The sequence below is a fragment of the Rhizobium sp. BK060 genome, from assembly GCF_014193145.1.
In the GTDB taxonomy this organism is placed as follows: domain Bacteria; phylum Pseudomonadota; class Alphaproteobacteria; order Rhizobiales; family Rhizobiaceae; genus Rhizobium.
Genome location: NZ_JACHYW010000011.1, coordinates 42,845 through 66,000, shown reverse-complemented (window position 1 = coordinate 66,000; position 23,156 = coordinate 42,845). Strand labels below are relative to the sequence as shown.

Below are 23,156 nucleotides of genomic sequence, written 5' to 3'. Positions count from 1 at the left end.
TTCGGGGGGCTGCTCCGGCGCCGGTGTGGGGCGCCCCCGGACATGAGCGTTCGCGGTGCGGTTTGTGTGTATCAGCGTATTGTTGTGTTCGGAGTACAGTACCTTGAGCATTTATCGGCGCACTTCGGTGGATGCCGCCCTTTATGTTTTGCGTGACATCGGTCGCGATATGACCAAGACCCAGAGGCAGGTGTCCACCGGCCTCAGAGTGGAAAAAGCGTCCGACAATGGCGCCTACTGGGCGATCAGTTCGACGCTGAAAACCGATCAGAAAGCCCAGTCGGCAATACGCGATGCCCTTGGCCTCGCGGCCGCGACCATGGGCACGGCCTACAACGCCGTCGACAACGCGATCGATCTCGTCAGTGAGATCAAGGCAAAGCTGGTCGCGGCAACCGAGTCCGGCGTCAACAAGGACAAGATCAATACAGACATCGCTCATCTGAAGGATCAATTGCGGTCCGTCGCGCAGTCGGCGACCTTCAACGGCGACAACTGGGTGGCGATCGACGATTCCTCGGATCCGTCGAAACCCAGGCAGATCCCTTCGTCCTTCATCCGTTATTCTGACGGAAGCGTCAAAATCGACACGCTGAGCTATGAGGTCGACCTGGCACCAGTTGGGGCGACAAGCTCAAAGGATGCGCGCTATCTGATCGATGATCGCACGACGGGATCGGGGGAATACGGCGCTCTCACGTCGCAGTATTTTGCCACCGAGGCCGGTGCTTCGCAAAACTATGTGATGCTGAAGGGCGCCGGCAACACGGCAGGGCAGGTCGAGATTGGGGTTTCAAGCACTACGACCCAGGCGCAGGTGAAGGAGATGATCACCGTCGTCGACATGATGCTGAACCAGATGACGACGGTCGGCTCGGCCTTTGGCGCACTCGAAAAGCGTATCGGCATCCAGGGCGATTTCGCGCAGTCGTTGGACGATTCCTACGCCCGCGGCATCAGCCGGCTGATCGATGCCGACATGGAGGAGCAGTCGAGCCGGCTGCGGGCCCTGCAAACGCAGGAGCAGCTTGGCTTGCAGTCGCTGAACATCGCTAACGCCAGCTATGACAAGGTTCGCCAGCTCTTCCAGAACTTCTAACAGGTCGGCTTGATAAAGGACGTGTCGCGCGCAATCCGACGGGCGACACGGCCACTCAGCCTGTCACTGTGGCTTGCGATCCGCAGTCGCTGTGCATTTTGCCCGATTTCCAGCATCTGAAGCGCCTGCTTCATCTTGTTGCCGCAATCCTTAATACTGGTCGCATCAACACCGAACTGGAGACACACCTGTCCATGATCAAGAAATTCATACTTTTGTCTGTTGCCGCAACTTACCTTAGTGCTTGCACCACGACCGACCCCTATACGGGCGAGCAGAAGATGTCGAACACGTCAGGCGGGGCACTGCTGGGTGCCGGCGTTGGCGCGCTTGCTGGCCTGGCTGTCGGCGGCTCGCCGGTTGGACGTCGCAACGCTGCGCTGATCGGTGCCGGCGTCGGCGCGCTCGCGGGTGGTGCGATCGGCAATTATATGGATCAGCAGGAATCCGAACTGCGCGCCCAGCTCCAGGGAACCGGCATCTCGGTCACCCGCCGCGGTGACAACATTATCCTGAACATGCCGTCCAATATCACGTTCGATGTCGACCAGGATGCCGTGAAGGCTGGCTTCTATCCGACGCTGAACTCTGTCGCGATCGTCTTGCGCAAGTTCAACCGCACGCTGATCGACGTGAACGGTCACACCGATTCCACCGGCAGCCTGCAGCACAATCAGGATCTGTCGCAGCGCCGCGCGATGTCGGTTGCCGACTATCTCGGCACCCAGGGCATCGATCCGCGCCGTGTTTCGGCCGTTGGCTTCGGCCCATCGCAGCCAATCGCTTCGAACGCCACGGAAGCCGGCCGCGCCCAGAACCGCCGCGTCGAAATCCAGATCGCGCCTGTCACCCAGAGCTGACCGACATTGCAGTCGTGAGAAGCGGCCGGGCCAGCGCCCGGCCGTTTTCGTTATTGGTGCATCGTCGCGCCTTTGGTGATCTTGTCGACAATCTTCTTCTCGGCTCGGATGGCGATGCCGACGACCTTGGCATCGTCAGGTGCATATTCAGCAAAGACGGCTCGGTTGGCGGTGTCGTGGCCGGTTGCGAACATCTCCTCGATGAACAATGAAGAGGTCACGCCGCGCTCCAAAGAGCGGCGGTGGATCGTCGACAGAGTCTCGCCCTCGGCCGATAGAACGATGATCGGCTGGATGGAGAGCGGATGGTAAAGATTGCCGGCGCGATCCTTGTAGGCCTCGCCGATGATCTCGGGGTTCTGTCCGGCAATGCCGCTCATCAGGAAGGCGGTCACGTTCAGCTTCTGCCAGGATGCAAGATTGTTTCGCAGGACGATCGCAATTTTGGTATCAAACATTCCAGTCTCTTTCATGCGGGTTCGAAAGTCGCGTTGGACCAGGATGTAAACAGTCATGCCTTCGAGGGTCTTGAACGTTTGTGCACGGAACGCAGCGCAGATGGGATCGTGACTGCGCCGGCTTTTCCCGGCATCGAGAGGATCGAGGCGCAATTTTCAGGCAATGCCTTCGAGCCCCATCGCCACGATACCTATGCGCTTGGCGTCACGATCAAAGGTGTGCAGACTTTTTCCTATCGCGGAGAGCGGCGCTTCAGCATGCCAGGACAGGTGCTCGTGCTCCACCCTGATGAAGAGCATGATGGTGGTGCGGGTACCGATGACGGGCTGCAATATCGCATGCTCTATCTGGAACCGGCGTTGCTGCTCGAATGCCTAGACGAGGAGAAGATCGGGCTGCCATTCGTCGATGAACCGGTGATCTGGGATCCCATCCTAGCCGGCACGTTGCTCGCAGCGCTTGGCGAACTGGATCGCGAGCTCGATGAGCTGTTCGTCGACGACTTCGTTTCGCGTGTTGCCGGTGGACTTGCGAAGCATGCAAGGACACCACAGCGGCCGCTCGGAAGCGTGGCGTGGCAGCGCGCAAGATTGGCGCGGGACTATCTCGAAGCGCATGCGACAGAGACTGTGCGGTCGGGCGAGTTGGAGGTTGTTACCGGCCTCGGCCGCTTTTCCCTCGCGCGGCATTTCAGGGCTGCCTTTGCAACCAGCCCGCATCGCTATCTCCTCATGCGGCGCCTGCAGTATGCGCGTGCCATGATCGGGGCGGGTGAAGGACTTTCGGATGTTGCTGCCGCGACCGGATTTGCAGACCAGAGCCATTTGACCCGGCACTTCAAGAAGGCCTACGGCATGACGCCTGGCCAATGGGCGAGCCTCAGACAGGTTTCTCTGCAAGACCGGAGCGGCGCGCGATAAAGCGTGCCAGCATTGGGCCGGTAAACAGGATCACTAGGAAGCGGCCGGTTTGCATGGCCATCACGAAGGGCACGTCGACATCGCTCGATGCGGCGATGATGGCGACGGAATCGGCGCCGCCGGGGCTGGTTGCAAGATAGGCTGTGAGCGGATCGACGCCTGCGAATTTGTGCAAGGCAAAGGCCATGCAGCCACAGATCGACATCAGCAAAAGGATGGAGGCAGCGACGCGGGGAAGGGCGCGGGCGGCGTGCATGACAATGCCGCGGGTGAAGCGCAAACCGATGTTCCAGCCGATCAGGGCATAGCTGATCGCCAGAAGCCATAACGGAAGCTCGATCGTCAGCAGACCGAAGCCTTGCAGCAGCGAACCGAGCACCAACGGCACGGTGATTGTGCCGCCTTGGATACGAAAACGGACAGCAACATAGGCAGACAGGCAGGTCAGGGTGACAGTCGCGGCAAGCGCCTGCCAGTCGACCGGTGGGAAGAGGATGATTGCCGCCGGTTCGCCACCGTCTGCGGCAACCCATAGGCGGGAGACCACCGAAGCGGCCACGGCGACGAAGACCACACGCAGATACTGCATGAAAGCGACGAGACGGGCATCGGCGCCGTAGGCTTCGGACATGATAACCATCGCGGAAGCCGCGCCGGGCGAGGAACCCCAAACCGCCGTCGTTCCCGGTAAGACCTGCCAGCGTGTCAGCAGCCAGCCAAGGCCGGCCGCCGCGACGATGACGGCAAGGATCATCGCGAGAAAGAGCGGTGCGTCGGTCGCCATCGTCTTCAGGATATCGACGGTGATGGCGCGCGCCATGAGAAATCCGACGAGCGCCTGTCCGAAGAGGAGCGGCCAGCGCGGGACCCGAAGTGATCCCTGGCCGATGGAGAGAGCAAGGATAATTGCCGCCACCATCGGGCCGATAAGGAGTGAGGCCGGCAGGCCAAGCATTTCGAGCCCGACGACAAGCAGGGTCGAGATGCTGAGCAAGAGTGTCCACCGCGGCAGGCTGGCGTATCGAAGGAAGCGGCTGGCGTCGTACAACGGCATGATTCCCATGCATGTCTTGCCAATGCTGGAACCGCGATCAGGCGAAGCAAGGGAGCAGCACTGGCTGGCAAAAGAGGCGGCCCGGAGAGACCGGAGGGCAATGCGCCGATATAGGCGCGAGCCGGGGAAGGGGTCAATTGCGAAATCCTATAGATCTCGCAGCGTTAGAGGCTGACGCGCTCGGCCAGGAAGTCGAGCAGCGCTCGCACGCGGGCCGGCAACGGACCGCCCTGGCCGATATAGACGGCGTAAAATTCCTCGATATCACCGGGGTTGATCTCCTCGAGAACCGGGACCAGCCGCCCGGCCTCGATATCGGCGCGAACTGTGAAGGTGGCGAGGCGGACTAGGCCTGCGCCTGACAGTGCCATATACCGCATCGCTTCGCCGTCGCCCACCTGCACGCCGGGTGAGATCGGCAACGCGACGGTTTCTCCGTCCTGGCGAAGGGGCCAGCCTTGGACGCTGCGCGCATAAGAAAAGCCGATGCGGCGGTGATGTTTCAGGTCCGCAACAGATTTCGGCTCGCCGGCGCGCTTCAGATAGGTCGGCGACGCCACGATGACTTTCCGGGTGACGCCGAGCTTGCGCGCAATGAGACTGGAACTCTTCAGCGGTCCGGCGCGGATCGCGACATCGGCTCGATCCTCTACGAGGTCGACGATGGCGTCTGTATGCGAGATATCGAGAGTGACGGCGGGATTGAGCGCCAGAAACTCGGAGACGAGCGGCGCAAGGATATGATGGCCGAAGGAGGCGCTCGTGTTAATGCGAATGGGACCCACGGCCTGTTCGCCGGCGGAGGCGTAGCGTTCGGCCTCCGCTATGTCTGCAAGAATAGAAACGCTGCGCTCGTAAAAGGCGGAGCCTTCCGGCGTTAGATGCAGCTTGCGGGTCGAACGATTGACGAGGCGAGTGCCGAGGCGTGCCTCAAGCCGCGCTACAAGCTTGCTGACTGCAGATGGCGTCATGCGGCAGGCGCGGGCCGCGGGCGTGAAGCCGCCGAGCTCGACGGCGCGTACGAAGACTTCCATTTCGCCGGAGCGATTGATGTCTTGTCGGCTCATGATGAATTCAGTTCATGGATGGTTTTCCTTCCGGCAATCTATATCATGGTAAATTCAGTGTCTATCTCTTCTGAAGTCCACAACAGGAGACTGACCATGGAATACAGAAATCTCGGCGCATCAGGCCTCAGGGTGCCGGCCTTGAGCTTCGGGGCGGGAACGTTCGGAGGCTCGGGTCCGCTCTTCGGTGCATGGGGCAATACGGACGCCGCCGAAGCCCGGCGCCTGATCGACATTTCGCTCGAAGCGGGCGTCAATCTCTTCGATACGGCGGATGTCTATTCGGCTGGGGCCTCCGAGGAAGTCCTTGGCCAGGCGATCGCCGGTCGACGAGATGCCGTGCTGATCTCGACCAAGATCGCCCTGCCGATGGGCGATGGCCCTGCGGATTGGGGAACCTCGCGCGCGCGTCTCACTCGCTCGACGGACGAGGCGTTGAGGCGGCTGGGCACGGACTATATCGATCTGCTGCAGCTTCATGCCTTCGATGCCTCGACGCCTATCGAAGAGGTGCTTGCAACGCTGGACGGGCTGATAACGGCAGGGAAGATCCGCTATGTCGGCGTCTCCAATTTCGCGGGATGGCAACTGATGAAGTCGCTCGGGATTGCAGAGCGTCACGGCTATCCGCGCTATGTCGCGCATCAGGTCTACTATTCGCTGGCTGGCCGTGATTACGAATGGGAACTGATGCCGCTTGGCGCCGACCAGAGCGTAGGCGCGCTGGTCTGGAGTCCGCTTGCCTGGGGTCGTCTCACCGGTAAGATCCGGCGCGGCCAGCCGCTGCCGGAGGGTAGCCGTCTGCACCAGACGGCGGAATACGGGCCGCCGGTCGATGACGAGAAGCTTTACGACATCGTCGACGCGCTGTTCGAAGTTTCGGAAGAGACAGGCAAGACCGTTCCGCAGATCGCGCTCAACTGGCTGATTGGCCGCCCGACTGTCGCCAGTGTCATCATCGGCGCGCGGAACGAGGCGCAGCTGCGACAGAATCTCGGTGCTGTCGGTTGGTCGCTATCGAAGGAGCAGGTGGAAAGGCTCGATAAGGCGAGTGCAGTGACCGCGCCCTATCCGTACTTTCCGTACCGCAGGCAGGAGGCCTTTGCACGGCTCAATCCGCCGTTGGTCTGAACGGCGCTCGGCAGGGGACCATTCTCGCTAGTCCTGCACTAGACAGGCGCCGTCTCTTGTCTCATACCAACCTGCCTCCCGGCAGCGAAGGTGAAGGAGATCAAAGAGATGGCGCTCAAAGATGCAAGAACCGGAACACGCAACGAGGTTGGCATTGCGGCTGCTCTCGGCGTTCTGAAACAGAGCTTTGGCGAGCGCTTCCAGACCGGCCAAGCCTTTCGCGAACAGCACGCGCACACGACGACCTACATTCCGTCGCAGCTGCCCGACGGCGTGCTTTTTGCCGAGAGTGCAGACGATGTGAAGGCGGCAGTCAAAGTCTGCGCCGAACACAAGGTGCCGGTCATTGGCTTCGGCACGGGCTCTTCGCTGGAAGGGCAGGTCAATGCGCCCAATGGCGGGATATCAATCGATTTCAGCCGGATGAACCGGATTCTTGAAGTCAATGCCGAGGATCTAGACTGCACCGTCGAGCCGGGTGTGACGCGCGAGGAGCTCAACACTTATCTTCGCGATACCGGTCTGTTCTTCCCGATCGATCCGGGCGCAAATGCCTCGATCGGCGGCATGACCTCGACGCGCGCGTCGGGAACGAACGCCGTGCGCTACGGCACGATGAAGGACAATGTGCTTGCCGTTACGGCGGTGACTGCAAACGGAGAAGAAATCCGCACCGCACGGCGCGCCCGCAAGTCGTCCGCCGGCTACGACATGACCCGGCTTTTCGTCGGGGCGGAAGGCACGCTTGGCATCCTGACCTCCGTGACGCTGCGGCTGCAGGGCATCCCGCAGAAGATCGGCGGTGGCGTCTGCGCCTTTCCGACCGTCCGGGCTGCCTGCGATGCGGTGATCATGACCATCCAGATGGGCATTCCCGTTGCCCGCATCGAACTTCTCGATGCCCTGCAAATCCGCGCCTGCAACGCCTACTCGAAGCTGAGCTATGAGGAAAAGCCGACGCTCTTCCTGGAATTTCACGGCACGGATGAGACAGTTGCGTTGCAGTCGGAGCAGTTTGCCGAGATCGCTTCTGAATGCGGAGGCGGCGCGTTCTCGTGGACAGTCAACGCCGAGGAACGCAGCAAACTGTGGAAAGCGCGGCACGATGCCTACTGGGCCTCGCGGGCGCTGGCGCCTGAAATGGCCGCGCTCTCGACGGATGTCTGCGTGCCGATTTCGCGTCTTGCCGATTGCATCGGCGAGACGCAGGCCGACATCGAGGAGCATGGTCTGCTTGCGATGATCGTCGGTCATGCCGGTGATGGCAACTTCCATGTGCTTTTGTTGTTCGACGACAAGACGGAGGAGGGCATTGCTGTCGCCGAAGCCTTTGTCGGTCGGCTTAACGCTCGCGCTCTGGCAATGGATGGCACTTGCACCGGCGAGCACGGCATCGGCCAGGGCAAGATGGCATTCCTCGAGGAGGAGCTCGGCGGCACGGTCGACCTGATGCGGCAAGTCAAGGCGGCCCTCGATCCGGACGATATCTTCAACCCCGGCAAGATATTCCATCGTGCCTGAAGACGGACATTCCGTCGCGCCTGACTATCAGCCGGGATCGGTGCTGCAGGGAATGATTTGGCGATGAGGCGAATTCATCTCCAAATCAAGTAAATAGAGCATGATGTTGCCCGAAAGCTGCTTCACAGCTTTCGGTATCATGCTCTAGTGTCCGCGATGGGTTCCCGAATGGAGATTTGTTGAGTTGGTAGGCCGGTTCCTCGTCTTTTTGGGCGGAGTGGTTGTCGTGGCGCTATTCGTGGCGCTGCTGGCGCCGCTGTTTATCGACTGGACCGATTTCCGAAAGAATTTCGAGGACCAGGCGAGCCGGATCATCGGCAAGAAGGTCGTCGTGCATGGTGCGGTGGATGCGCGCCTGCTGCCGTTTCCCTCCGTGACACTGCATGACGTGCGCGTTGGGCAGGAGCTTGACGGGTCGCCGATTGTGCAGATCGAGCAGTTTTCCATGGACGCCGAACTTGCGCCATTCCTCTCGGGCGAAGCGTTGATCTTCGACATGCGCGTGGTCAACCCGAAGGTTAAGCTGAGACTTCTGAAGGACGGCACGCTCGACTGGACGCGCGGAAGCCAGCCTGAAATCCCAGCCAGGACAGTCGTTCTCGAGAACGTTCATGTCAGCGGCGGTGATGTCCAGTTCATCGACGATCAGTCGGGGCGGTCGCGGCACATCGCGGGTCTCAATGCTGAAATGTCGGCCAAGTCGCTTGCCGGTCCGTGGCGGATCGAAGGCGATGCCGCACTCGACGGCGAGCATGGCAGCTTCACCATCGCCAGCAATCAGCCTGACGAGAACGGAATCTTGCGGATGCGCACGCGCCTGCAGCCCGACAGGCAGCCGATCACGGTTGATCTTGACGGTGAGCTGAAGCTCGTCGACCGCAGACCGAACTATCAAGGAACGGTCTCCGCATCGATCGAGAACCGGAATGGCAAGAAAACCGACAAGGCTGATGTCCCTCCGCGACTGAAAGGGAAGTTCGAACTTACCAACGAAAGCATTCGGATACCGGAATATCGTCTGGAGGTCGGACCTACGGACGATCCCTACGTCGTGACCGGAGAGGCGACGCTTGATACGGGAAGCAAGCCGCAATTCCTGCTGATTGCGAATGGCCAGCAGATTGACGTCAATCGTATCGGCAATCAGGGGGCGAACGGCAAGACCAACCGTGATCCCGGCCTTTCGGCCCGGCAGCGACTGAACGCGATGATCCAAATTATTTCGCAAGTGCCCGTGCCGCAGGTGCCAGGAAAGGCGAGTGTTCGATTGCCGGCGATCGTTGCCGGGGACACGACAATCCGCGACATTCAGCTCGATGTCGAACCCGCTGGCAAGGGCTGGACGATCGACAACGTGGTCGGCACGCTCCCCGGTCGTACGCAGGTGGAGGGTCAAGGCAAGCTCAATCTGCAGGGGCAGGCATCCTTCGTTGGGCAGATCACGGTCGCCTCCAATCAGCCCACAGGCCTTGCGGCCTGGCTTGCCGGCTCCGTCGATCCTGCGATCCGGCAACTGCGACAGGCGGGTTTTTCCGCCGACGTCAATCTTACGCACGACCGGCAGACGTTCAACAACCTGGAAATTGCCGTGGGGCAGGCGACGCTCAAGGGCACGCTCGACCGCCAGGTGCTGGCCAACCAGGCGCCGACGCTGGACGTGGCGCTCGCCGGCGACGCGCTCGATCTGGATGCGCTGCGTGCGCTGACCGGATTGTTCACGGGTCAGGATGCCGGTGACAACGTGCTTGATCACAAAATCAACGCGCGGCTCAAGGCCGACAAGTTTAGTGCCTTTGGCGTCGAAGCGGCCGATGTCGAGACAAGCTTCGCAATTGCTGATGGGGCTCTCGCCGTCGAGAAGCTTTCCGTCAAGAATCTGGCAGGTGCGGAGGTGACCGCGACCGGTCGCGCCGAGGGATCGCTGCTCGACTACAAGGGCTCTGGCGAAATCACCTTCAAATCGGCCGATCCGGGCTCATTCTTCACCATGCTCAAACAGCATCTGCCACAGCATCCGGTTATGGATAGGCTCGTGCGCAATGCTGCCTGGTACACCAATACTGCGCTGCGCGGCGCCTTGACGCTTGGAGGAGACGAGGGCGACGGCCTGACCCTGACGCTGGCCGGGGTGAGCAATGGTAGCCGTGTCAATCTCGACTACCGCATGTCGGATCTTCTGGCGCTGACGGGCAAGGGCACCACGAGCCTCGAGGCGACGCTTGAAAACAGCACCACTTCGATCTTGTTCGGGCAGGCCGGCCTTGATCCCTTGCCAGTCGATGCGGACGCCAACGGTCGTCTGACCCTGAAGGTACAGGCTGAGGGCACGGATCCCGCCGACGCGCAGCTGACGTTTGCCACTGACCGTACCTCGTTTACTGCTGGCGGTAAGGTGGATGTCCGCCCGCAAGCCTTCATGAACGGTCAGCTTGCGGTATCACTGGAGAGTGCGGACCTTGATCCCTATCTTGTGATGAACGGCATCGCCATGCCGCAGATGGGTACGGGCTTGCCGTTCAAGCTGACGACGAACGCGACCATTGACGGCGACAAGATTGCTTTTGCGAATATCGCGGGACATGCCGCTGACAACGAATTCAAGGGTGCGCTGACCGTCGACCGCAAAGCGGAGAAGACAACGGCGACGGGCGAATTGGCGCTATCCAAGGCTGATGCCGCTTGGCTCGGGGAAGCGGTCTACGGCCCAATGACGGATGCAGCGACGGGCGACCTGTCGGCCGCAGCGCTGGGCCTGCCAGTCTTCAAGGACATGGACGTCAATCTCAAGCTTTCCGCCAAGCAATTCTGGCCTGGCTGGTCGGGACCGATTTCGGATTTCACCTCTATTGTGGCCTACAAGGGCGACGAACTGCAACTGAACGACATCAAGGGCGGGTGGGATGCCGGCAGCCTGAACGGCAGTCTGCTGTTTACCAATGCCGATGGTACAGGCTTCTTCCAGACAAAGCTGGCTCTGGCGGACGCGGACCTCGCCGGGGTTGTGTGGCCGCGCGATGGAGCTCCCGTCGCAAATGGCAAGTTCGGGCTGGCACTCTCTCTGGAAGCCTCCGGGAAGTCGATGAAGGATATAGCCGGTTCGCTGAATGGATCCGGCGAACTTCGGCTCGGCGATATCAGCGTGCGTGGGCTCAATCTCGGCATGCTGGCGCCGTTACTGGCTGCGACCGATCCGATGCAGGATCAGTTGAACGCCGGCAAAGTCCATCCGATCGTCGAGACATTGCTCAACAACGGCGAGGCGAAGCTGCCGCCGACCGCTATTCCGTTCAACGTGACGGATGGGGTTCTGCGCTTTCAGAACATCGCCGTGACGACCGATCAGGCAACGGTTGTTGGCAACGGCCAGATCGACCTGCCGCAGGAGCGCATCAACGCGTCGCTCAATATCGCGCTGAATCCGGGCAACGAGGTGCTTCCCGGCGCGGAGCCTGCGATACGCCTCGACTTTTCGGGGCTGCTTGCGTCGCCTGGCCGTACGATGGACGTCACCGATATCACCGGTTTCCTGTCGCTGCGCGCCTTCGAGCGTGAACGCCGACGCGTCGAGCGGTTGCAGTCGAACGTCCTGGAAAAGCAGCGACTGCGCCGCGAAGTCGCTCTCTACAAGTTCAATGACGCAGAGCGCCAGAAGGCTGCCGCCTTTGAGGTACAGCGACAGGCTGAAGAGCAGCGGCTGAGGGATTTGGCCGCTCAGGCCGAGCGTGAGAGGAAAGCAGCGGAAGCGCAGGCGCAGGCTGAGGCAGAAACCAAGGCGAAAGCCGAGGCGGAAGCGCGCGCCAGGGCGGCGCATGAGAAGGCGGCCGCGGATGCCGCGCGACGTGCTCAAGAGCAGCTTGCCGTCCCCCCTGAGAACTCGCTCAATTTTGGAACGGTACCGGGACTGCCCGGTGTGCAGATACCGCAGTAGTTGTATTGCGGGAGTACCCTGTGGTGAGCATTGCGTTCGGCCAGGAGGGCGTTCTGGCAAAGAATGTGGTGTCGAAGGGCGTGGGTCAACCGAGCTTCCCCTACGATGCGACAATCCGTACATTCGGGCCCGGCCTGCCGAAACCAGGGAGATGATCTAGCCGTCGCGCTTTGATTTCAGCCAATGAAGGACGTAGACACGGAGTGCTGAAGAGAGGTTGCTTTCGGGTTGCCGCTGATCGTCTATTTCGGAAATCAGGACTGCGAGCGGAATGGTGCGCGTCTGGGCGATTGTGTTCAGCTCAGTCCAGAATTCGTCTTCCAGAGAGAGGCTGGTGCGGTGTCCGTGCAGAGTAGCCGAGTGCTTGCGGATCATCGCAAGGCTTCAGAATTCGATTCAAGCTGCTGAGGATATGATTCCGGAACGCTATCCAGTCGATTGATTTCGGAATATTTTTCGTTTCTCTGGACGCTCATTTGTCGTCTTCGGATTTCTCGATCCGGCCTTGTTGATGAGAGCGTTCGGCCTTCTCGTTGAGCGCGTTCGTGAGCTGCTTTTCGGCCTTGGTGCGGCCGAAGGAGATGCGGTTTTGCTCCGCCTGTTTCTCTTTCTCGGCGCGGGCCTGTTTCTTCTTGAACTGACGGAGATTGACGACTTCGGCGGTCACGGCTGGCCTCGATCGGAATTGAAAAAGGGAAGCAATTGCTTCCCTTCGTTTTACTGCTTCTTTCGGAAAGCGTCGAGCGAGACGACCGAACCAGGCTTCTTTTCCTCGCCATCCGCCTTGCCGGCGGGCGCTTCCTCGGCCTTCTCGGCCGAGACCGGATAAGCCGTGATTTCGGCGTCCGGAAGCTCGTCGCTGTCAGCGAGAGGTACGTCGAATTCCAGCTCGAAGTTGACGGAGGGATCGTAGAAGCCCCGGATGGCGTTGAACGGAATGAACAGTTTTTCTGGAACATCCGAGAAGGAAAGGCCGATCTCGAAGGTCGTCTCAGTGACCTTCAACTCCCAGAACTGGTGCTGAATAACGATGGTCATCTGCTCCGGATACTTCGCCTTCAGGTGCTGCGAGATGCGAACACCTGGCGCGCCCGTGAGAAAGGTGATGAAGAAATGATGCTCGCCCGGCAGGCGGCCCGTCGCGGCAACTTCAGACAAAACCTTGCGGATGACGCCACGCAGTGCGTCTTGTGCCAGAATGTCGTAACGGATGTGATCCTGCCCCATGCTTTCCTGTCTTTCTTTGGTTCGGACTCGTTTCCCAAGGCTGTATGGCATGCCAAGACGCCCTGGAAAAGGCCTGAGCCGATTCATGCTTGACCAAACCATACATGATTTGCGCGCAAGGGAGAAGGTGAAGGCTTCTGTTGCCAGGTGCCTTCGGACCCCGCCTAGAGGTGCGAACCACTAGGGCTTTATTTGAAGTGTCACACCGCGATTAAGCAGCGAGACGAGCTTCCGCATAGTTGTCGTTTGCAACTACAATTTTAGCCCGATAACGGCGGTACAATGCCGAGCAAAAAGACGATCTTTACACCCTTGTCGATCCTGTTTCGCCCCCATCAAAAGCCGGCCATCTATTTGGCAGCCCGCCGGTTTTTGGTGGAGGCGCCGGGTACCGCCCCCGGGTCCAATAGGTTTATTACACCGCTCATTTATCGCCATAGCCGGCCCGAAGACCGGCACGGCTGATATAGTGTTTTCCGTTTCGTATGGGAAGAGGCGTCGTCACAAAACCGTGTCGTAGTCAGGCAGGAAAGCAAGAAGATTGCTAGCGGCCCTAGGAGATGGCCTTCGGATCATCGAAAACACCACGCTTCTTAAGCAGACTGACCATTCCGGTCGCGGCTCCGACGACGGCAATAAAGAAGCCAAGAAGACAGATGTAGGGGAGGGGCAACGCATTGGCTGCGCCTGCAACCCGGTAGATCTCGATCAGAAGAACAGCCAGCAGCGCGGCAGAAACAGTCGAATAGTCTTTGCGCGATTACTCGCTTCACGTTGAATGCCATCCCGTGGGTCGCCTGCGCAAAATTGCTGAAATGAAGCATCCAGCGAGGGACGTCCGCGCAGTAGGCCCGATATGCATCTCCAAACTTGCCCCGCCGGATAGAGGCGCAGCCGATCACTGTTGCCCGCAGGGCCAGGCCGCAAAACACGATCAGAAGCGCGATCACGTCCTTGACACGCTCGGCCGCAACGCTTCCGCCAATTTCCGCTGGTGGCGGTGACATCAGGAACAAGGCGACGATTATGATCGGAAACACCTGATTGCGGTACTTGAAGAAGAAGTTCCCGCTGTGGATCATGGTTGCTTTCATGTTGGCGTCCAGCCTTACTTGACGGCTACGATGCCGCAGAAATTGTACCAGCGGAAAAAGACCTCGACGCTGCGAAAACCGACTTCCTTCAGAAGCTGCATGTTCTCTTCAAGTCGATAGGGGATGAGCACATTTTCGAGTGCTTCGCGCTTCTGCGATATCTCGATTTCAGAATAGCCGTTTCGTCGCTTGAAGTCGTAATAGTGCTGGATAAACAGGCGGTTGAAGGCGGTATCCTCGCTGGTCAACTTCTCGACAAGCAGCAGGCAACCCTGATCGTTCAGGCCGGAGAAGATCATCCTCATCACGCGCTCGCGAAACAGCGGGCGAATGAACTGCAGCGTCAGCAGCATGGTGACGACGCTGGCGTTCTCCATGTAGAGACCCTGGTGAAGATCGACGACTTTCAGGTCCATCGGTCGCTGCGTGTCTGCATGCTGGATTTTCTGTGCGGCTTTTTCCAGCATATCAGGGGCATTGTCGACGCCGATGAAATTGACGGTCGGATCGATCACTCGGTCGAGGGTGAGCAACGTGGTCGCCGTCGAACAGCCAATGTCGTAGAGATTGGTCTTCGGTTTGGCGTAGTCCTGCGCTAGCTCGCAGACCATCCGCTGCATTTCTTCGTAATACGGCACGGATCGGCTGACCATGTCGTCAAAAACATCGGCGACCTTCGCATTGAATGTGAAGTCGCCGATGGGCTGATCCTGCTGGGCGAATACTTCGTCGCGCAGCTCTGCTCGCAGCTGCAATCGTACTGGGCTCTCGGCCATCATTTCCCCCAAAACTTGCGGCTGGCCCCAAGGGTGGTCGGCGACATTGTCGCCAGCATCCTAATGATGATGATTCCCCGTGGAGCGCCCCCGCGCCGAATTCAGGAAGACATGTCAAGCTGACGATAACCTGAAAGTGCTCCGCGTCGCGGGTTGCATCCTGGCAGGTAGGGGCGGAGATTTGCCGGGATAATGACAGCGCGGCGATTGGTTTTGATGCTCAAAGCGCCTAAATAGGGTGAGGAACAGAATCGGCGGCGGACGATGAAGCAGTATCTCGATCTCCTGAAGCATGCGATGGAACACGGAACCGATCGCGGGGACCGCACGGGCACGGGCACACGTTCCGTATTCGGCTATCAGATGCGGTTCGACCTGCAGGAAGGCTTTCCGGTTCTGACCACCAAGAAGCTGCATCTGCGGTCCATCATCCACGAACTTCTCTGGTTTTTGCGCGGCGACACCAATATCGGCTACCTCAAGGACAATGGCGTCTCGATCTGGGACGAATGGGCCGATGAAAACGGCGACCTCGGGCCGGTCTACGGCGCTCAATGGCGCTCCTGGCCGGCTCCCGATGGTGGCCACATCGATCAAATCGCCAACCTCGTCGCCGGCATCGTCAAGAATCCGAATTCACGCCGGCATATCGTTTCGGCGTGGAATCCCGCCGAGGTGGATGACATGGCGCTGCCGCCGTGCCATTGCCTGTTCCAGTTCTACGTTGCGGACGGCAAGCTTTCCTGCCAGCTCTACCAGCGTTCTGCGGACATCTTCCTCGGTGTGCCCTTCAACATTGCATCCTACGCACTGCTGACCATGATGGTGGCGCAGGTGACGAGCCTGAAGCTCGGGGATTTCGTGCATACGCTGGGTGACGCGCACCTCTATCATAATCATTTCGAGCAGGCGAAGCTGCAGCTTACCCGTACGCCGAAGCCGCTGCCTTTCATGCGCATCAATCCCAACGTCACGGACATCTTCGGCTTCACGTTCGATGATTTCGAGCTGATCGGCTATGAGGCCGATGCCAGCATCAAGGCGCCGATCGCTGTCTGATCGGAGAGTTTGATGTCTGAAGTTCGCAAGACCATTGTGGTTGCCGTTTCCGACAACGGTATCATCGGGCGGGATGGCGACATGCCATGGCGGCTCTCGACCGATCTCAAGCGGTTCAAAGCTCTAACGCTGGGCAAGCCTGTCATCATGGGCCGGAAAACCTATGAGTCCATCGGTAAGCCACTACCGGGCCGAGCAAATATCGTTATCTCCAGGCAGGCCGGGGCGATAGATCAACCCGATGTGCACATGGCCGGTTCGCTGGCCGAAGCCGTCAGTCTTGCCGAGGAAATTGCGCGCCAGAAAGGCGAGGACGAAATCTGCATTATCGGTGGTGGGCAGATTTATGCGCAGGCAGTCGATCTAGCTGATCGACTGTACGTTACACACGTCGAAACCTCTGTTGACGGCGACACATTGTTTCCCGTGATTGACCCGTCGCTGTGGAGGGCGACGGAGACGATCGGCGTGCCGGCGGGCGACAAGGATAGCTATCCCACGAAATTCGTTATCTATGACCGGCGCTAGCCGCAGAAAACCAACTATTTTCCAATAAATATCGTCAAGTTCCTCATGTTGCGTTGAAAGCAGATGCGGCGATACCTATAACGGTCACGATCGCTAGTATCCGCCGCCCCCGTGGGTTGGGCGATCGGGAGTTTAACGAATAACGAGGTTTTGATGCCCTGGAGCAATCAGAATGGCGGCGGCGGCCCTTGGGGCGGCGGCGGCGGTAACAATCAGGGACCATGGGGGCAAGGGCCCAATCGCCCGCGCGGTGGCGGCGGCGGCAAGGGCGGCCCGCCCGATCTGGAAGACATTATCCGACGTGGCCAAGATCAGCTTCGCAACATTGTACCGGGCGGGTTCAACGGCGGCGTACTCGTCATTGTGGCGGCGATTTTGGTAGTGTTCTGGCTCTTCCAGTGCATCTACATCGTCCAGCCGGACGAGCGCGGCGTCGAATTGCGTTTCGGTAATCCGAAGGAAGAGATTTCCACACCCGGCCTGCATTTCCATTTGTGGCCGATGGAGACCGTAGAAATCGTAAAGGTGACGATGCAGCAGCAGAACATCGGTTCGGCATCGACGTCCTCCTCCTCGCCGAGCGGCCTGATGCTGTCCGGTGACCAGAACATCCTGAACGTCCAGTTCTCCGTCTTCTTCACGGTCAGCGATCCGAAGGCATATCTTTTCAACGTCGAGAATCCGGCTGAAACACTGCAGCAGGTCGCCGAAAGCGCCATGCGCGAAGTCGTCGGTCGCCGTCCGGCCCAGGACGCATTCCGTGACAATCGTCAGCCGATCGAGACAGAAGTCGCCAACATCGTCCAGGGGACCATGGACCGCTACAGGGCCGGTATCTCCATCGGCGCCGTGACGATCCAGGACGTGGCACCGCCGCGCGAAGTTGCCGATGCCTTCGAAGAGGTGCAGCGTGCCGACCAGGACAAGCAGCGACTGGTCGAAGAGGCCAATCAATACGCCAACCAGAAGCTTGGTCAGGCGCGCGGTGACGCCGCCCAGATCCGCGAAGCGGCAGCGGCTTACAAGAATCGTGTCGTCAAGGAGGCCGAAGGTGAGGCCCAGCGCTTCTCCTTCATCAACGAACAATACGCGAAAGCGCCTGACGTAACCCGTACGCGCCTCTTCCTGGAAACGATGGAGCAGGTTCTGAAGAATTCCAAGAAAGTCGTGATCGACGAGAAGCAGGGGGTTGTGCCCTATCTGCCGCTCAATGAGATCGGCAAGCCGGCACAGCAGGGAGGTTGAGCCATGACATCAAACAGGCTTCCTGTCATCCTCGGCATCCTCGCCGTCATCTTGATCGCGCTCTACTCCTCGGTCTTCGTGGTGAACGCGCGTGAACAGGCAATTGTTGTCCGCTTCGGCCAGATCCAGTCGGTGAAGACTGAGCCGGGCATCTACTTCAAGCTGCCGTTTGCCTTCATGGATGCCGACCGCGTTCAGATCGTCGAAAGGCAGGCGCTTCGCTTCGACCTCGACAACATTCGTGTCCAGGTTCGGGGTGGCGCGACCTTCGATGTCGATGCCTTCGTGGTCTATGACATCAGGGACGTGCGCAAGTTCCGAGAAACGGTCTCGGGCGATCGCGAGGCAGCGGAAGCGCGCCTTCGCACGCAGCTCGATTCTTCGCTTCGCCGTGTTTACGGTCTGCGCGACTTCGATGCTGCACTGTCGGAAGAGCGTGTGGCAATGATGCTTGAGGTTCGCGACGATCTGCATCGCGATGCCGAAGACCTCGGCCTCAACATCCAAGACGTCCGCATCCGTCGGACGGATCTGACGCGTGAGGTTGCGCCGAAGACCTATGACCGTATGCGCGCCGAGCGTCTTGCCGAAGCTGAACTCCTGCGCGCACAGGGTACGGAAGAGGGCCAGCGCCGCCGAGCTATCGCAGACAGGCAGGTGGTCGAGATCACCGCCGAGGCGCAACGCGATTCCGAAATCCTGCGCGGTCAAGGCGACGCCGAGCGGAACCGGTTGTTTGCGGATGCCTTTGGCAAGGATCCGGCATTCTTCGAGTTTTATCGCTCAATGGCAGCTTACTCGACGGCTCTGACTTCGCAGGACACGACACTGGTGATCTCGCCAAATTCGCAGTTCTTCCGCTTCTTCAACGACGCAAACGGCGCGCCACGAAACGCACCGGCGCCGGCGATGCCGACCGCGCCGACGAACTGATCGACGCATCGGGACGTACAGAAATACGAAGGGCCGGCAGCTTTGCCGGCCCTTTTTGCTTGCGACATGATGTTCGCGAGCGTGGCGGACATATTGCGCGGGATTTCGCGAAAAGGTGATTTCACCCTCCATCATTCCGCCTTATGCTGGTGTTCAGAGTGCGTTTTATTTGAAATGAGGATGCTTGATGGCCCCGACGAACCGCCCGACCTTCAGACGATCGCTCGCTCTCCTGGCCGGCGCTGCACTTCTGGCTAATATTGGATTCACAGGCGCAGTCCACGCACAGGGCACGCCGCCGATGAACGGGCCGGCATCTGTTGCCGATCTTGCAGAAGGGCTCCTCAATGCCGTTGTAAACATTTCGACGTCGCAAAATGTCAAGGACGATGAGGGCGTTGGTCCGGCGCCGCGCGCGCCCGACGGCTCGCCTTTCCAGGAGTTCTTCAACGACTTTTTCAACAAGCAGAAGGGTAACAAGGGCGGCAACCACAACGTCAACTCGTTGGGGTCGGGCTTCGTCATCGATCCGCAAGGTTACATCGTCACCAACAACCACGTTATCGAAGGCGCAGACGATATCGAAGTCAATTTCGCCGACGGCACCAAGCTGAAGGCGAAGCTGATCGGAACCGATACGAAGACCGATCTTTCCGTCCTGAAGGTTGAGCCGAAGACACCGCTGACGGCCGTGAAATTTGGCGATTCCAGCGTGATGCGCATCGGCGATTGGGTTATGGCGATCGGCAATCCGTTCGGCTTCGGCGGGTCCGTGACTGTCGGCATCATTTCGGGACGCGGACGCAACATCAACGCCGGCCCCTACGACAACTTCATCCAGACGGATGCGGCCATCAACAAGGGCAATTCCGGCGGCCCGCTCTTCAACATGAAGGGCGAGGTCATCGGCATCAACACGGCGATCATTTCGCCGAGCGGCGGATCGATCGGTATTGGTTTTTCGGTGCCGTCTGAGTTGGCGGCCGGCGTCGTCGAGCAGTTGCGCGAGTTTGGCGAAACGCGGCGTGGCTGGCTCGGCGTGCGCATCCAGCCGGTTACAGACGATGTCGCCGACAGCCTCGGTCTTACGAGCGCCAAAGGTGCGCTGGTGGCAGGCGTCATCAAGGGCGGTCCGGTCGATGATGGCTCGATCAAGGCGGGCGATGTCATCCTGAAATTCGACGGCAAGCCCGTCAACGAGATGCGTGATCTGCCGCGCGTTGTGGCGGAAAGCCCGGTGGGCAAGGAAGTCGACGTCGTCGTTCTTCGCGATGGCAAGGAGCAGACCGTGAAGGTGACTCTCGGCCGTCTCGAAGACAGCGATCAGGCTGCCTCGAACGATGCCGACTCCAACAACAAGGGCGGGGTCATCAATCCGGATCCTGATGAAAACCAGGACATGGATGAGCCCGGTGATCAGCAGAGCCAGCCTATGCCTGATGGCAAGGGCAAGACGGATCAGGCGACACCCGATGCAACGAATCCGAAGAACGTGCTCGGCCTGTCGCTGTCGGAACTAAGCGCGGAGACCCGCAAAACCTTCGGTATCGCTGAAAGCGTAGATGGCGTGCTCGTCGCCGAGGTTGCGCCGGGCTCACTGGCGGCGGAAAAGGGCCTGAAGCCTGGCGACGTGATCGTTGAGGTGGCGCAGGAATTCATGCGTTCGCCTGAAGCGGTTGCTGCTAAGGTGCAGTCGCTGAAGCAGGAAGGCCGGCGCAATGCGCAGATGATGATCGCGTCGGCGAATGGCGACTTGCGCTTCGTCGCAGTGCCGATGGAATAGCGAGACGAGGGCTTGTTCATCCCTTCGTGAATCTTCGAAACGCTTCATCGTTCGAAGCCTGTGTCGGCGACGGAGGCAAACGGACCACATTTTCCATGTGCCTGACGTGCGTCGGCAGTCGGCGTCAGCCGATTCTACGCTCCCATTGCTGACGGCTGATCGTATAGAGAACGTGGCGTTTGAGATGCGGATGCGTGTCGGGAACGCGGGGATGGTCGAAATCACGATCCGGTTCGTGATGCAGGCCCAGTCGGCGCATGACGGCGGTGGAACGATGATTGTCCGCCACTGCGAAAGAGACGATCTCGGGAGGATCGAACTGGGTGAAGCCATGGCGAAGTGCCTCCGCTCCCGCTTCCGTTGCATATCCCTTGCCCCAATGCCGCTTCGCAAGACGCCAGCCGACCTCGATCGTGTCCGCCGGAAGGAACGGTTCCAGTTCGGGTTTCCAGAGACCGCAAAAGCCGATCGGCTCATCGGTTTCCTTCAGGGCTATGGCGTAGAAGCCAAGCCTTGAAGTCGCAATGGCATCGCGAATACTGTCCAGCAACGAATCTGCTTCAGTGCGATCGCGACGAAAGGCGAAGAATTCCATCACTTCAGGATCGGAATTGATCTCGTGGAAAAGCGGCCGGTCCATTTCGGTCCAATTGCGCAAAAGCAGGCGGTCCGTCGTTAAGATCACTGTCATGGCGTTACGAAATCGGTTTTGCGGTAGCCCTGGATATAAAGCAGGGCGGTGAGATCGCCGTGGTTGATCTGTATTTTCGCTTGCGCGGCAACGGTCGGCTTGGCGTGCAACGCGACACCGGATCCGGCAAGTTGAAGCATCCCGAGATCGTTTGCGCCGTCGCCAACTGCGATGGCGTCGTCTGGCGAAATGCCGAGCTTTTCTGAAATATCGTTCAGCGCATCGACCTTGGCTTGTTTGCCGAGGATAGGTTCAGAGACGAGGCCGGAGAGGAGGCCGTTCTCTTCCAGAAGGACGTTCGCCCGGTTTTCGTCGAAGCCGAGCGTCTTTGCGATGGGACCGGTGAAGACAGTGAAGCCGCCAGAGACAAGCGCCGTATAATGTCCCTTCGATTTCATGGTGGCGATCAGTTCGGGGCCGCCCGGGGTTAGTGTGATGCGTCTGGCAATGACTTCGTCCACGATACCGATCGGCAATCCCTTCAACAGCGCGACGCGCTCGCGAAGGGCCGGCTCGAAGGCGATCTCGCCGTTCATGGCGCGAGCAGTGATCGCGGCGACCTTCTCCTTCAGTCCCACTTCGGCGGCGAGCTCGTCGATACATTCCTGGCCGATCATCGTGGAGTCCATATCGGCGATCAGAAGTCTCTTGCGGCGCGTTTCGGCATCCTGGACGACGAGGTCGATAGCAGCACTGTCGATGACGGCGAGAATGCTGGCTCGAGCGGCCTCCACGTCCGTCCCGTCCCTCAGCACGATATCGCAGGCGATTCCATCGGCAAGCCAGTAGAGGCCGGAAGCATTCACTGCGTCTGCCGCCTGCTCGGCAACCAGGGGCGTGAGAACAGGATTTGACGGATTGGCAACAAGCGTGGCAACGAGGGCCATGATGGAAAACCTTCTGAGCGCAGTGAACGCGATCCTGATAACCGGGCCGACCGCCAGCGGCAAGTCCGCGCTTGCCGTCGAATTGGCGAAAGAGCACGGTGGCGTCGTCGTCAATGCCGACAGCATGCAGGTCTACGACACGTTGCGCGTGTTGACCGCGCGGCCCTCGGAAGCCGATATGCAGGGCGTGCCGCATTACCTCTACGGCCATGTTCCGGCGAGCCGCGCCTATTCGACGGGCGCTTGGCTGCGTGATGTTACGGATCTGCTGGAGCGTCTTCGTGCCGAGGGACGAAAGCCGATTTTTGTTGGCGGAACCGGCCTTTATTTCAAGGCGTTGACCGGCGGGCTTTCGGACATGCCCGTGATACCGGAGGATGTGCGCAACGGCCTCCGTTCACGCCTGCAGGAAGAAGGGCCTGACGAACTTTATCGACAGCTGCAAGAGCGCGATCCCGCAGTCGCTGGTAGTCTTCGTCCGCAGGATGGACAGCGGATCGTAAGGGCGCTGGAGGTTCTCGAGGCGACTGGCCGCTCGATCGTCGATTTTCAGGCGCAAGCGGGGCCTCTGATCGTAGACCCATCGACGGCGCGCAAGATCGTCGTGCAGCCGGAGCGAAGCGTGCTTCACCAGCGGATCAACGGCCGGTTCGAAAAGATGCTGGAGCAGGGGGCAGAGGATGAGGTGAAAGCGCTGCTCGCCCTTTCGCTGTCGCCCGACATGCCTGTGATGAAGGCGATTGGCGTGGCGCAGATTGCGGCGATGCTGAACGGTGAGCTGACCCGCGACGAAGTGCTGGAGCGGGGTGCGGCGACGACGCGGCAATATGCCAAGCGGCAGATGACCTGGTTTCGCAACCAGATGGATGAGAGCTGGGAGCGCTTGCCGTAAAG

Annotated in this window: 22 protein-coding genes and 1 other RNA gene; 12 read left to right on the top strand and 11 right to left on the bottom strand. The window is 59.8% G+C overall.

What is annotated here, in order from left to right; all coding sequences use genetic code 11:
- The first annotated feature begins 103 nt into the window (after positions 1-103).
- A complete protein-coding gene (locus FHT71_RS14115; protein WP_132590761.1) occupies positions 104-1,099 on the top strand; it encodes a flagellin in 996 nt (331 codons plus the stop codon).
- A gap of 194 nt (positions 1,100-1,293) precedes the next feature.
- The gene (locus tag FHT71_RS14110; RefSeq protein WP_037084427.1) at positions 1,294-1,959 is read left to right on the top strand and encodes an OmpA family protein; all 666 of its coding nucleotides are present in this window, start codon (positions 1,294-1,296) and stop codon (positions 1,957-1,959) included.
- A 50-nt stretch (positions 1,960-2,009) separates the two neighbouring features.
- On the opposite strand, the gene FHT71_RS14105 is transcribed toward FHT71_RS14110, so the two are convergent.
- The gene (locus FHT71_RS14105) at positions 2,010-2,417 is read right to left on the bottom strand and encodes a DUF2000 family protein (protein ID WP_132590763.1); all 408 of its coding nucleotides are present in this window, start codon (positions 2,415-2,417) and stop codon (positions 2,010-2,012) included.
- Positions 2,418-2,450: 33 nt separating this feature from the next.
- On the opposite strand from FHT71_RS14105, the gene FHT71_RS14100 reads away from it, so the two are divergent.
- On the top strand, positions 2,451-3,338 hold the full coding sequence (locus FHT71_RS14100) for an AraC family transcriptional regulator (RefSeq protein WP_183720427.1): 888 nt from the start codon (positions 2,451-2,453) through the stop codon (positions 3,336-3,338).
- Here FHT71_RS14100 and FHT71_RS14095 read toward each other — a convergent pair.
- Both FHT71_RS14095 and FHT71_RS14090 read right to left on the bottom strand, forming a co-directional pair.
- The gene (locus tag FHT71_RS14095; protein ID WP_183720528.1) at positions 3,298-4,392 is read right to left on the bottom strand and encodes an AbrB family transcriptional regulator; all 1,095 of its coding nucleotides are present in this window, start codon (positions 4,390-4,392) and stop codon (positions 3,298-3,300) included. The two genes, FHT71_RS14100 and FHT71_RS14095, sit on opposite strands and share 41 nt — an antisense overlap.
- A gap of 164 nt (positions 4,393-4,556) precedes the next feature.
- Positions 4,557-5,459 (bottom strand): LysR family transcriptional regulator, encoded by a 903-nt coding sequence (locus tag FHT71_RS14090; protein ID WP_183720424.1) that lies wholly within the window; start codon positions 5,457-5,459, stop codon positions 4,557-4,559.
- Between the two features lie 96 nt (positions 5,460-5,555).
- On the opposite strand from FHT71_RS14090, the gene FHT71_RS14085 reads away from it, so the two are divergent.
- The 3 genes from FHT71_RS14085 to FHT71_RS14075 all read left to right on the top strand — a co-directional run bounded on the left by FHT71_RS14085 (position 5,556) and on the right by FHT71_RS14075 (position 12,039).
- Complete coding sequence (locus FHT71_RS14085; protein ID WP_132590771.1) at positions 5,556-6,590, top strand: aldo/keto reductase; 1,035 nt, start codon at positions 5,556-5,558, stop codon at positions 6,588-6,590.
- Positions 6,591-6,698: 108 nt separating this feature from the next.
- Positions 6,699-8,111 carry an FAD-linked oxidase C-terminal domain-containing protein gene (locus tag FHT71_RS14080; RefSeq protein ID WP_132590773.1) on the top strand — a complete coding sequence of 471 codons (1,413 nt, stop codon included), beginning with the start codon at positions 6,699-6,701 and terminating at the stop codon, positions 8,109-8,111.
- Positions 8,112-8,295: 184 nt separating this feature from the next.
- The gene (locus FHT71_RS14075) at positions 8,296-12,039 is read left to right on the top strand and encodes an AsmA-like C-terminal region-containing protein (RefSeq protein ID WP_183720421.1); all 3,744 of its coding nucleotides are present in this window, start codon (positions 8,296-8,298) and stop codon (positions 12,037-12,039) included.
- Positions 12,040-12,195: 156 nt separating this feature from the next.
- Here the strand turns inward: FHT71_RS14075 and FHT71_RS14070 are convergent, their stop codons facing one another.
- From FHT71_RS14070 to cmoA, 6 genes are all read right to left on the bottom strand, one after another.
- Complete coding sequence (locus FHT71_RS14070) at positions 12,196-12,414, bottom strand: ribbon-helix-helix domain-containing protein (protein ID WP_132590777.1); 219 nt, start codon at positions 12,412-12,414, stop codon at positions 12,196-12,198.
- Between the two features lie 97 nt (positions 12,415-12,511).
- Positions 12,512-12,706 carry a DUF4169 family protein gene (locus FHT71_RS14065; protein ID WP_007802209.1) on the bottom strand — a complete coding sequence of 65 codons (195 nt, stop codon included), beginning with the start codon at positions 12,704-12,706 and terminating at the stop codon, positions 12,512-12,514.
- Positions 12,707-12,756: 50 nt separating this feature from the next.
- Positions 12,757-13,266: an SspB family protein gene (locus FHT71_RS14060; protein WP_132590779.1), complete on the bottom strand. Its 510-nt coding sequence runs from the start codon at positions 13,264-13,266 to the stop codon at positions 12,757-12,759.
- A gap of 126 nt (positions 13,267-13,392) precedes the next feature.
- Positions 13,393-13,762, bottom strand: a transfer-messenger RNA (tmRNA) gene (gene ssrA / locus FHT71_RS14055).
- 97 nt (positions 13,763-13,859) lie between these two features.
- Positions 13,860-14,360, bottom strand: coding sequence for a hypothetical protein (locus FHT71_RS14050; protein WP_245505487.1), 501 nt, complete (start codon positions 14,358-14,360; stop codon positions 13,860-13,862).
- 14 nt (positions 14,361-14,374) lie between these two features.
- Positions 14,375-15,136, bottom strand: coding sequence for a carboxy-S-adenosyl-L-methionine synthase CmoA (cmoA, locus tag FHT71_RS14045; protein WP_007802201.1), 762 nt, complete (start codon positions 15,134-15,136; stop codon positions 14,375-14,377).
- Between the two features lie 264 nt (positions 15,137-15,400).
- Here cmoA and FHT71_RS14040 point away from each other — a divergent pair, with 264 nt between their 5' ends.
- From FHT71_RS14040 to FHT71_RS14020, 5 genes are all read left to right on the top strand, one after another.
- Entirely contained in the window at positions 15,401-16,195 is a 795-nt protein-coding gene (locus tag FHT71_RS14040; RefSeq protein WP_007802199.1) for a thymidylate synthase, read from the top strand.
- A 12-nt stretch (positions 16,196-16,207) separates the two neighbouring features.
- Positions 16,208-16,723, top strand: a complete 516-nt coding sequence (locus FHT71_RS14035; protein ID WP_183720419.1) for a dihydrofolate reductase — start codon at positions 16,208-16,210, stop codon at positions 16,721-16,723.
- A gap of 153 nt (positions 16,724-16,876) precedes the next feature.
- Positions 16,877-17,968, top strand: coding sequence for an FtsH protease activity modulator HflK (gene hflK / locus FHT71_RS14030; RefSeq protein ID WP_007802194.1), 1,092 nt, complete (start codon positions 16,877-16,879; stop codon positions 17,966-17,968).
- A 3-nt stretch (positions 17,969-17,971) separates the two neighbouring features.
- Positions 17,972-18,901 (top strand): protease modulator HflC, encoded by a 930-nt coding sequence (locus tag FHT71_RS14025; protein ID WP_007802191.1) that lies wholly within the window; start codon positions 17,972-17,974, stop codon positions 18,899-18,901.
- Between the two features lie 187 nt (positions 18,902-19,088).
- Positions 19,089-20,684, top strand: coding sequence for a DegQ family serine endoprotease (locus FHT71_RS14020; protein ID WP_007802189.1), 1,596 nt, complete (start codon positions 19,089-19,091; stop codon positions 20,682-20,684).
- Between the two features lie 124 nt (positions 20,685-20,808).
- On the opposite strand, the gene FHT71_RS14015 is transcribed toward FHT71_RS14020, so the two are convergent.
- Positions 20,809-21,375, bottom strand: a complete 567-nt coding sequence (locus FHT71_RS14015) for a GNAT family N-acetyltransferase (RefSeq protein ID WP_132590783.1) — start codon at positions 21,373-21,375, stop codon at positions 20,809-20,811.
- The gene (gene serB / locus FHT71_RS14010; RefSeq protein WP_132590785.1) at positions 21,372-22,262 is read right to left on the bottom strand and encodes a phosphoserine phosphatase SerB; all 891 of its coding nucleotides are present in this window, start codon (positions 22,260-22,262) and stop codon (positions 21,372-21,374) included. Before serB ends, FHT71_RS14015 begins: the two co-directional genes overlap by 4 nt.
- Before the next feature lies 1 nt (position 22,263).
- Here serB and miaA point away from each other — a divergent pair, with 1 nt between their 5' ends.
- On the top strand, positions 22,264-23,154 hold the full coding sequence (gene miaA, locus FHT71_RS14005; RefSeq protein ID WP_183720416.1) for a tRNA (adenosine(37)-N6)-dimethylallyltransferase MiaA: 891 nt from the start codon (positions 22,264-22,266) through the stop codon (positions 23,152-23,154).
- Positions 23,155-23,156: the final 2 nt, after the last annotated feature.

Excerpts from the sequence above, each read along its gene's own strand:
- FHT71_RS14110 (WP_037084427.1), top strand. The coding sequence starts at position 1,294 with ATGATCAAGAAATTCATACTTTTGTCTGTTGCCGCAACTTACCTTAGT.
- FHT71_RS14105 (WP_132590763.1), bottom strand. The coding sequence starts at position 2,417 with ATGTTTGATACCAAAATTGCGATCGTCCTGCGAAACAATCTTGCATCC.
- FHT71_RS14095 (WP_183720528.1), bottom strand. The coding sequence starts at position 4,392 with ATGCCGTTGTACGACGCCAGCCGCTTCCTTCGATACGCCAGCCTGCCG.
- FHT71_RS14090 (WP_183720424.1), bottom strand. The coding sequence starts at position 5,459 with ATGAGCCGACAAGACATCAATCGCTCCGGCGAAATGGAAGTCTTCGTA.
- FHT71_RS14085 (WP_132590771.1), top strand. The coding sequence starts at position 5,556 with ATGGAATACAGAAATCTCGGCGCATCAGGCCTCAGGGTGCCGGCCTTG.
- FHT71_RS14080 (WP_132590773.1), top strand. The coding sequence starts at position 6,699 with ATGGCGCTCAAAGATGCAAGAACCGGAACACGCAACGAGGTTGGCATT.
- FHT71_RS14070 (WP_132590777.1), bottom strand. The coding sequence starts at position 12,414 with ATGATCCGCAAGCACTCGGCTACTCTGCACGGACACCGCACCAGCCTC.
- FHT71_RS14060 (WP_132590779.1), bottom strand. The coding sequence starts at position 13,266 with ATGGGGCAGGATCACATCCGTTACGACATTCTGGCACAAGACGCACTG.
- FHT71_RS14050 (WP_245505487.1), bottom strand. The coding sequence starts at position 14,360 with ATGAAAGCAACCATGATCCACAGCGGGAACTTCTTCTTCAAGTACCGC.
- cmoA (WP_007802201.1), bottom strand. The coding sequence starts at position 15,136 with ATGGCCGAGAGCCCAGTACGATTGCAGCTGCGAGCAGAGCTGCGCGAC.
- FHT71_RS14040 (WP_007802199.1), top strand. The coding sequence starts at position 15,401 with ATGAAGCAGTATCTCGATCTCCTGAAGCATGCGATGGAACACGGAACC.
- FHT71_RS14035 (WP_183720419.1), top strand. The coding sequence starts at position 16,208 with ATGTCTGAAGTTCGCAAGACCATTGTGGTTGCCGTTTCCGACAACGGT.
- hflK (WP_007802194.1), top strand. The coding sequence starts at position 16,877 with ATGCCCTGGAGCAATCAGAATGGCGGCGGCGGCCCTTGGGGCGGCGGC.
- FHT71_RS14025 (WP_007802191.1), top strand. The coding sequence starts at position 17,972 with ATGACATCAAACAGGCTTCCTGTCATCCTCGGCATCCTCGCCGTCATC.
- FHT71_RS14020 (WP_007802189.1), top strand. The coding sequence starts at position 19,089 with ATGGCCCCGACGAACCGCCCGACCTTCAGACGATCGCTCGCTCTCCTG.
- FHT71_RS14015 (WP_132590783.1), bottom strand. The coding sequence starts at position 21,375 with ATGACAGTGATCTTAACGACGGACCGCCTGCTTTTGCGCAATTGGACC.
- serB (WP_132590785.1), bottom strand. The coding sequence starts at position 22,262 with ATGGCCCTCGTTGCCACGCTTGTTGCCAATCCGTCAAATCCTGTTCTC.
- miaA (WP_183720416.1), top strand. The coding sequence starts at position 22,264 with ATGGAAAACCTTCTGAGCGCAGTGAACGCGATCCTGATAACCGGGCCG.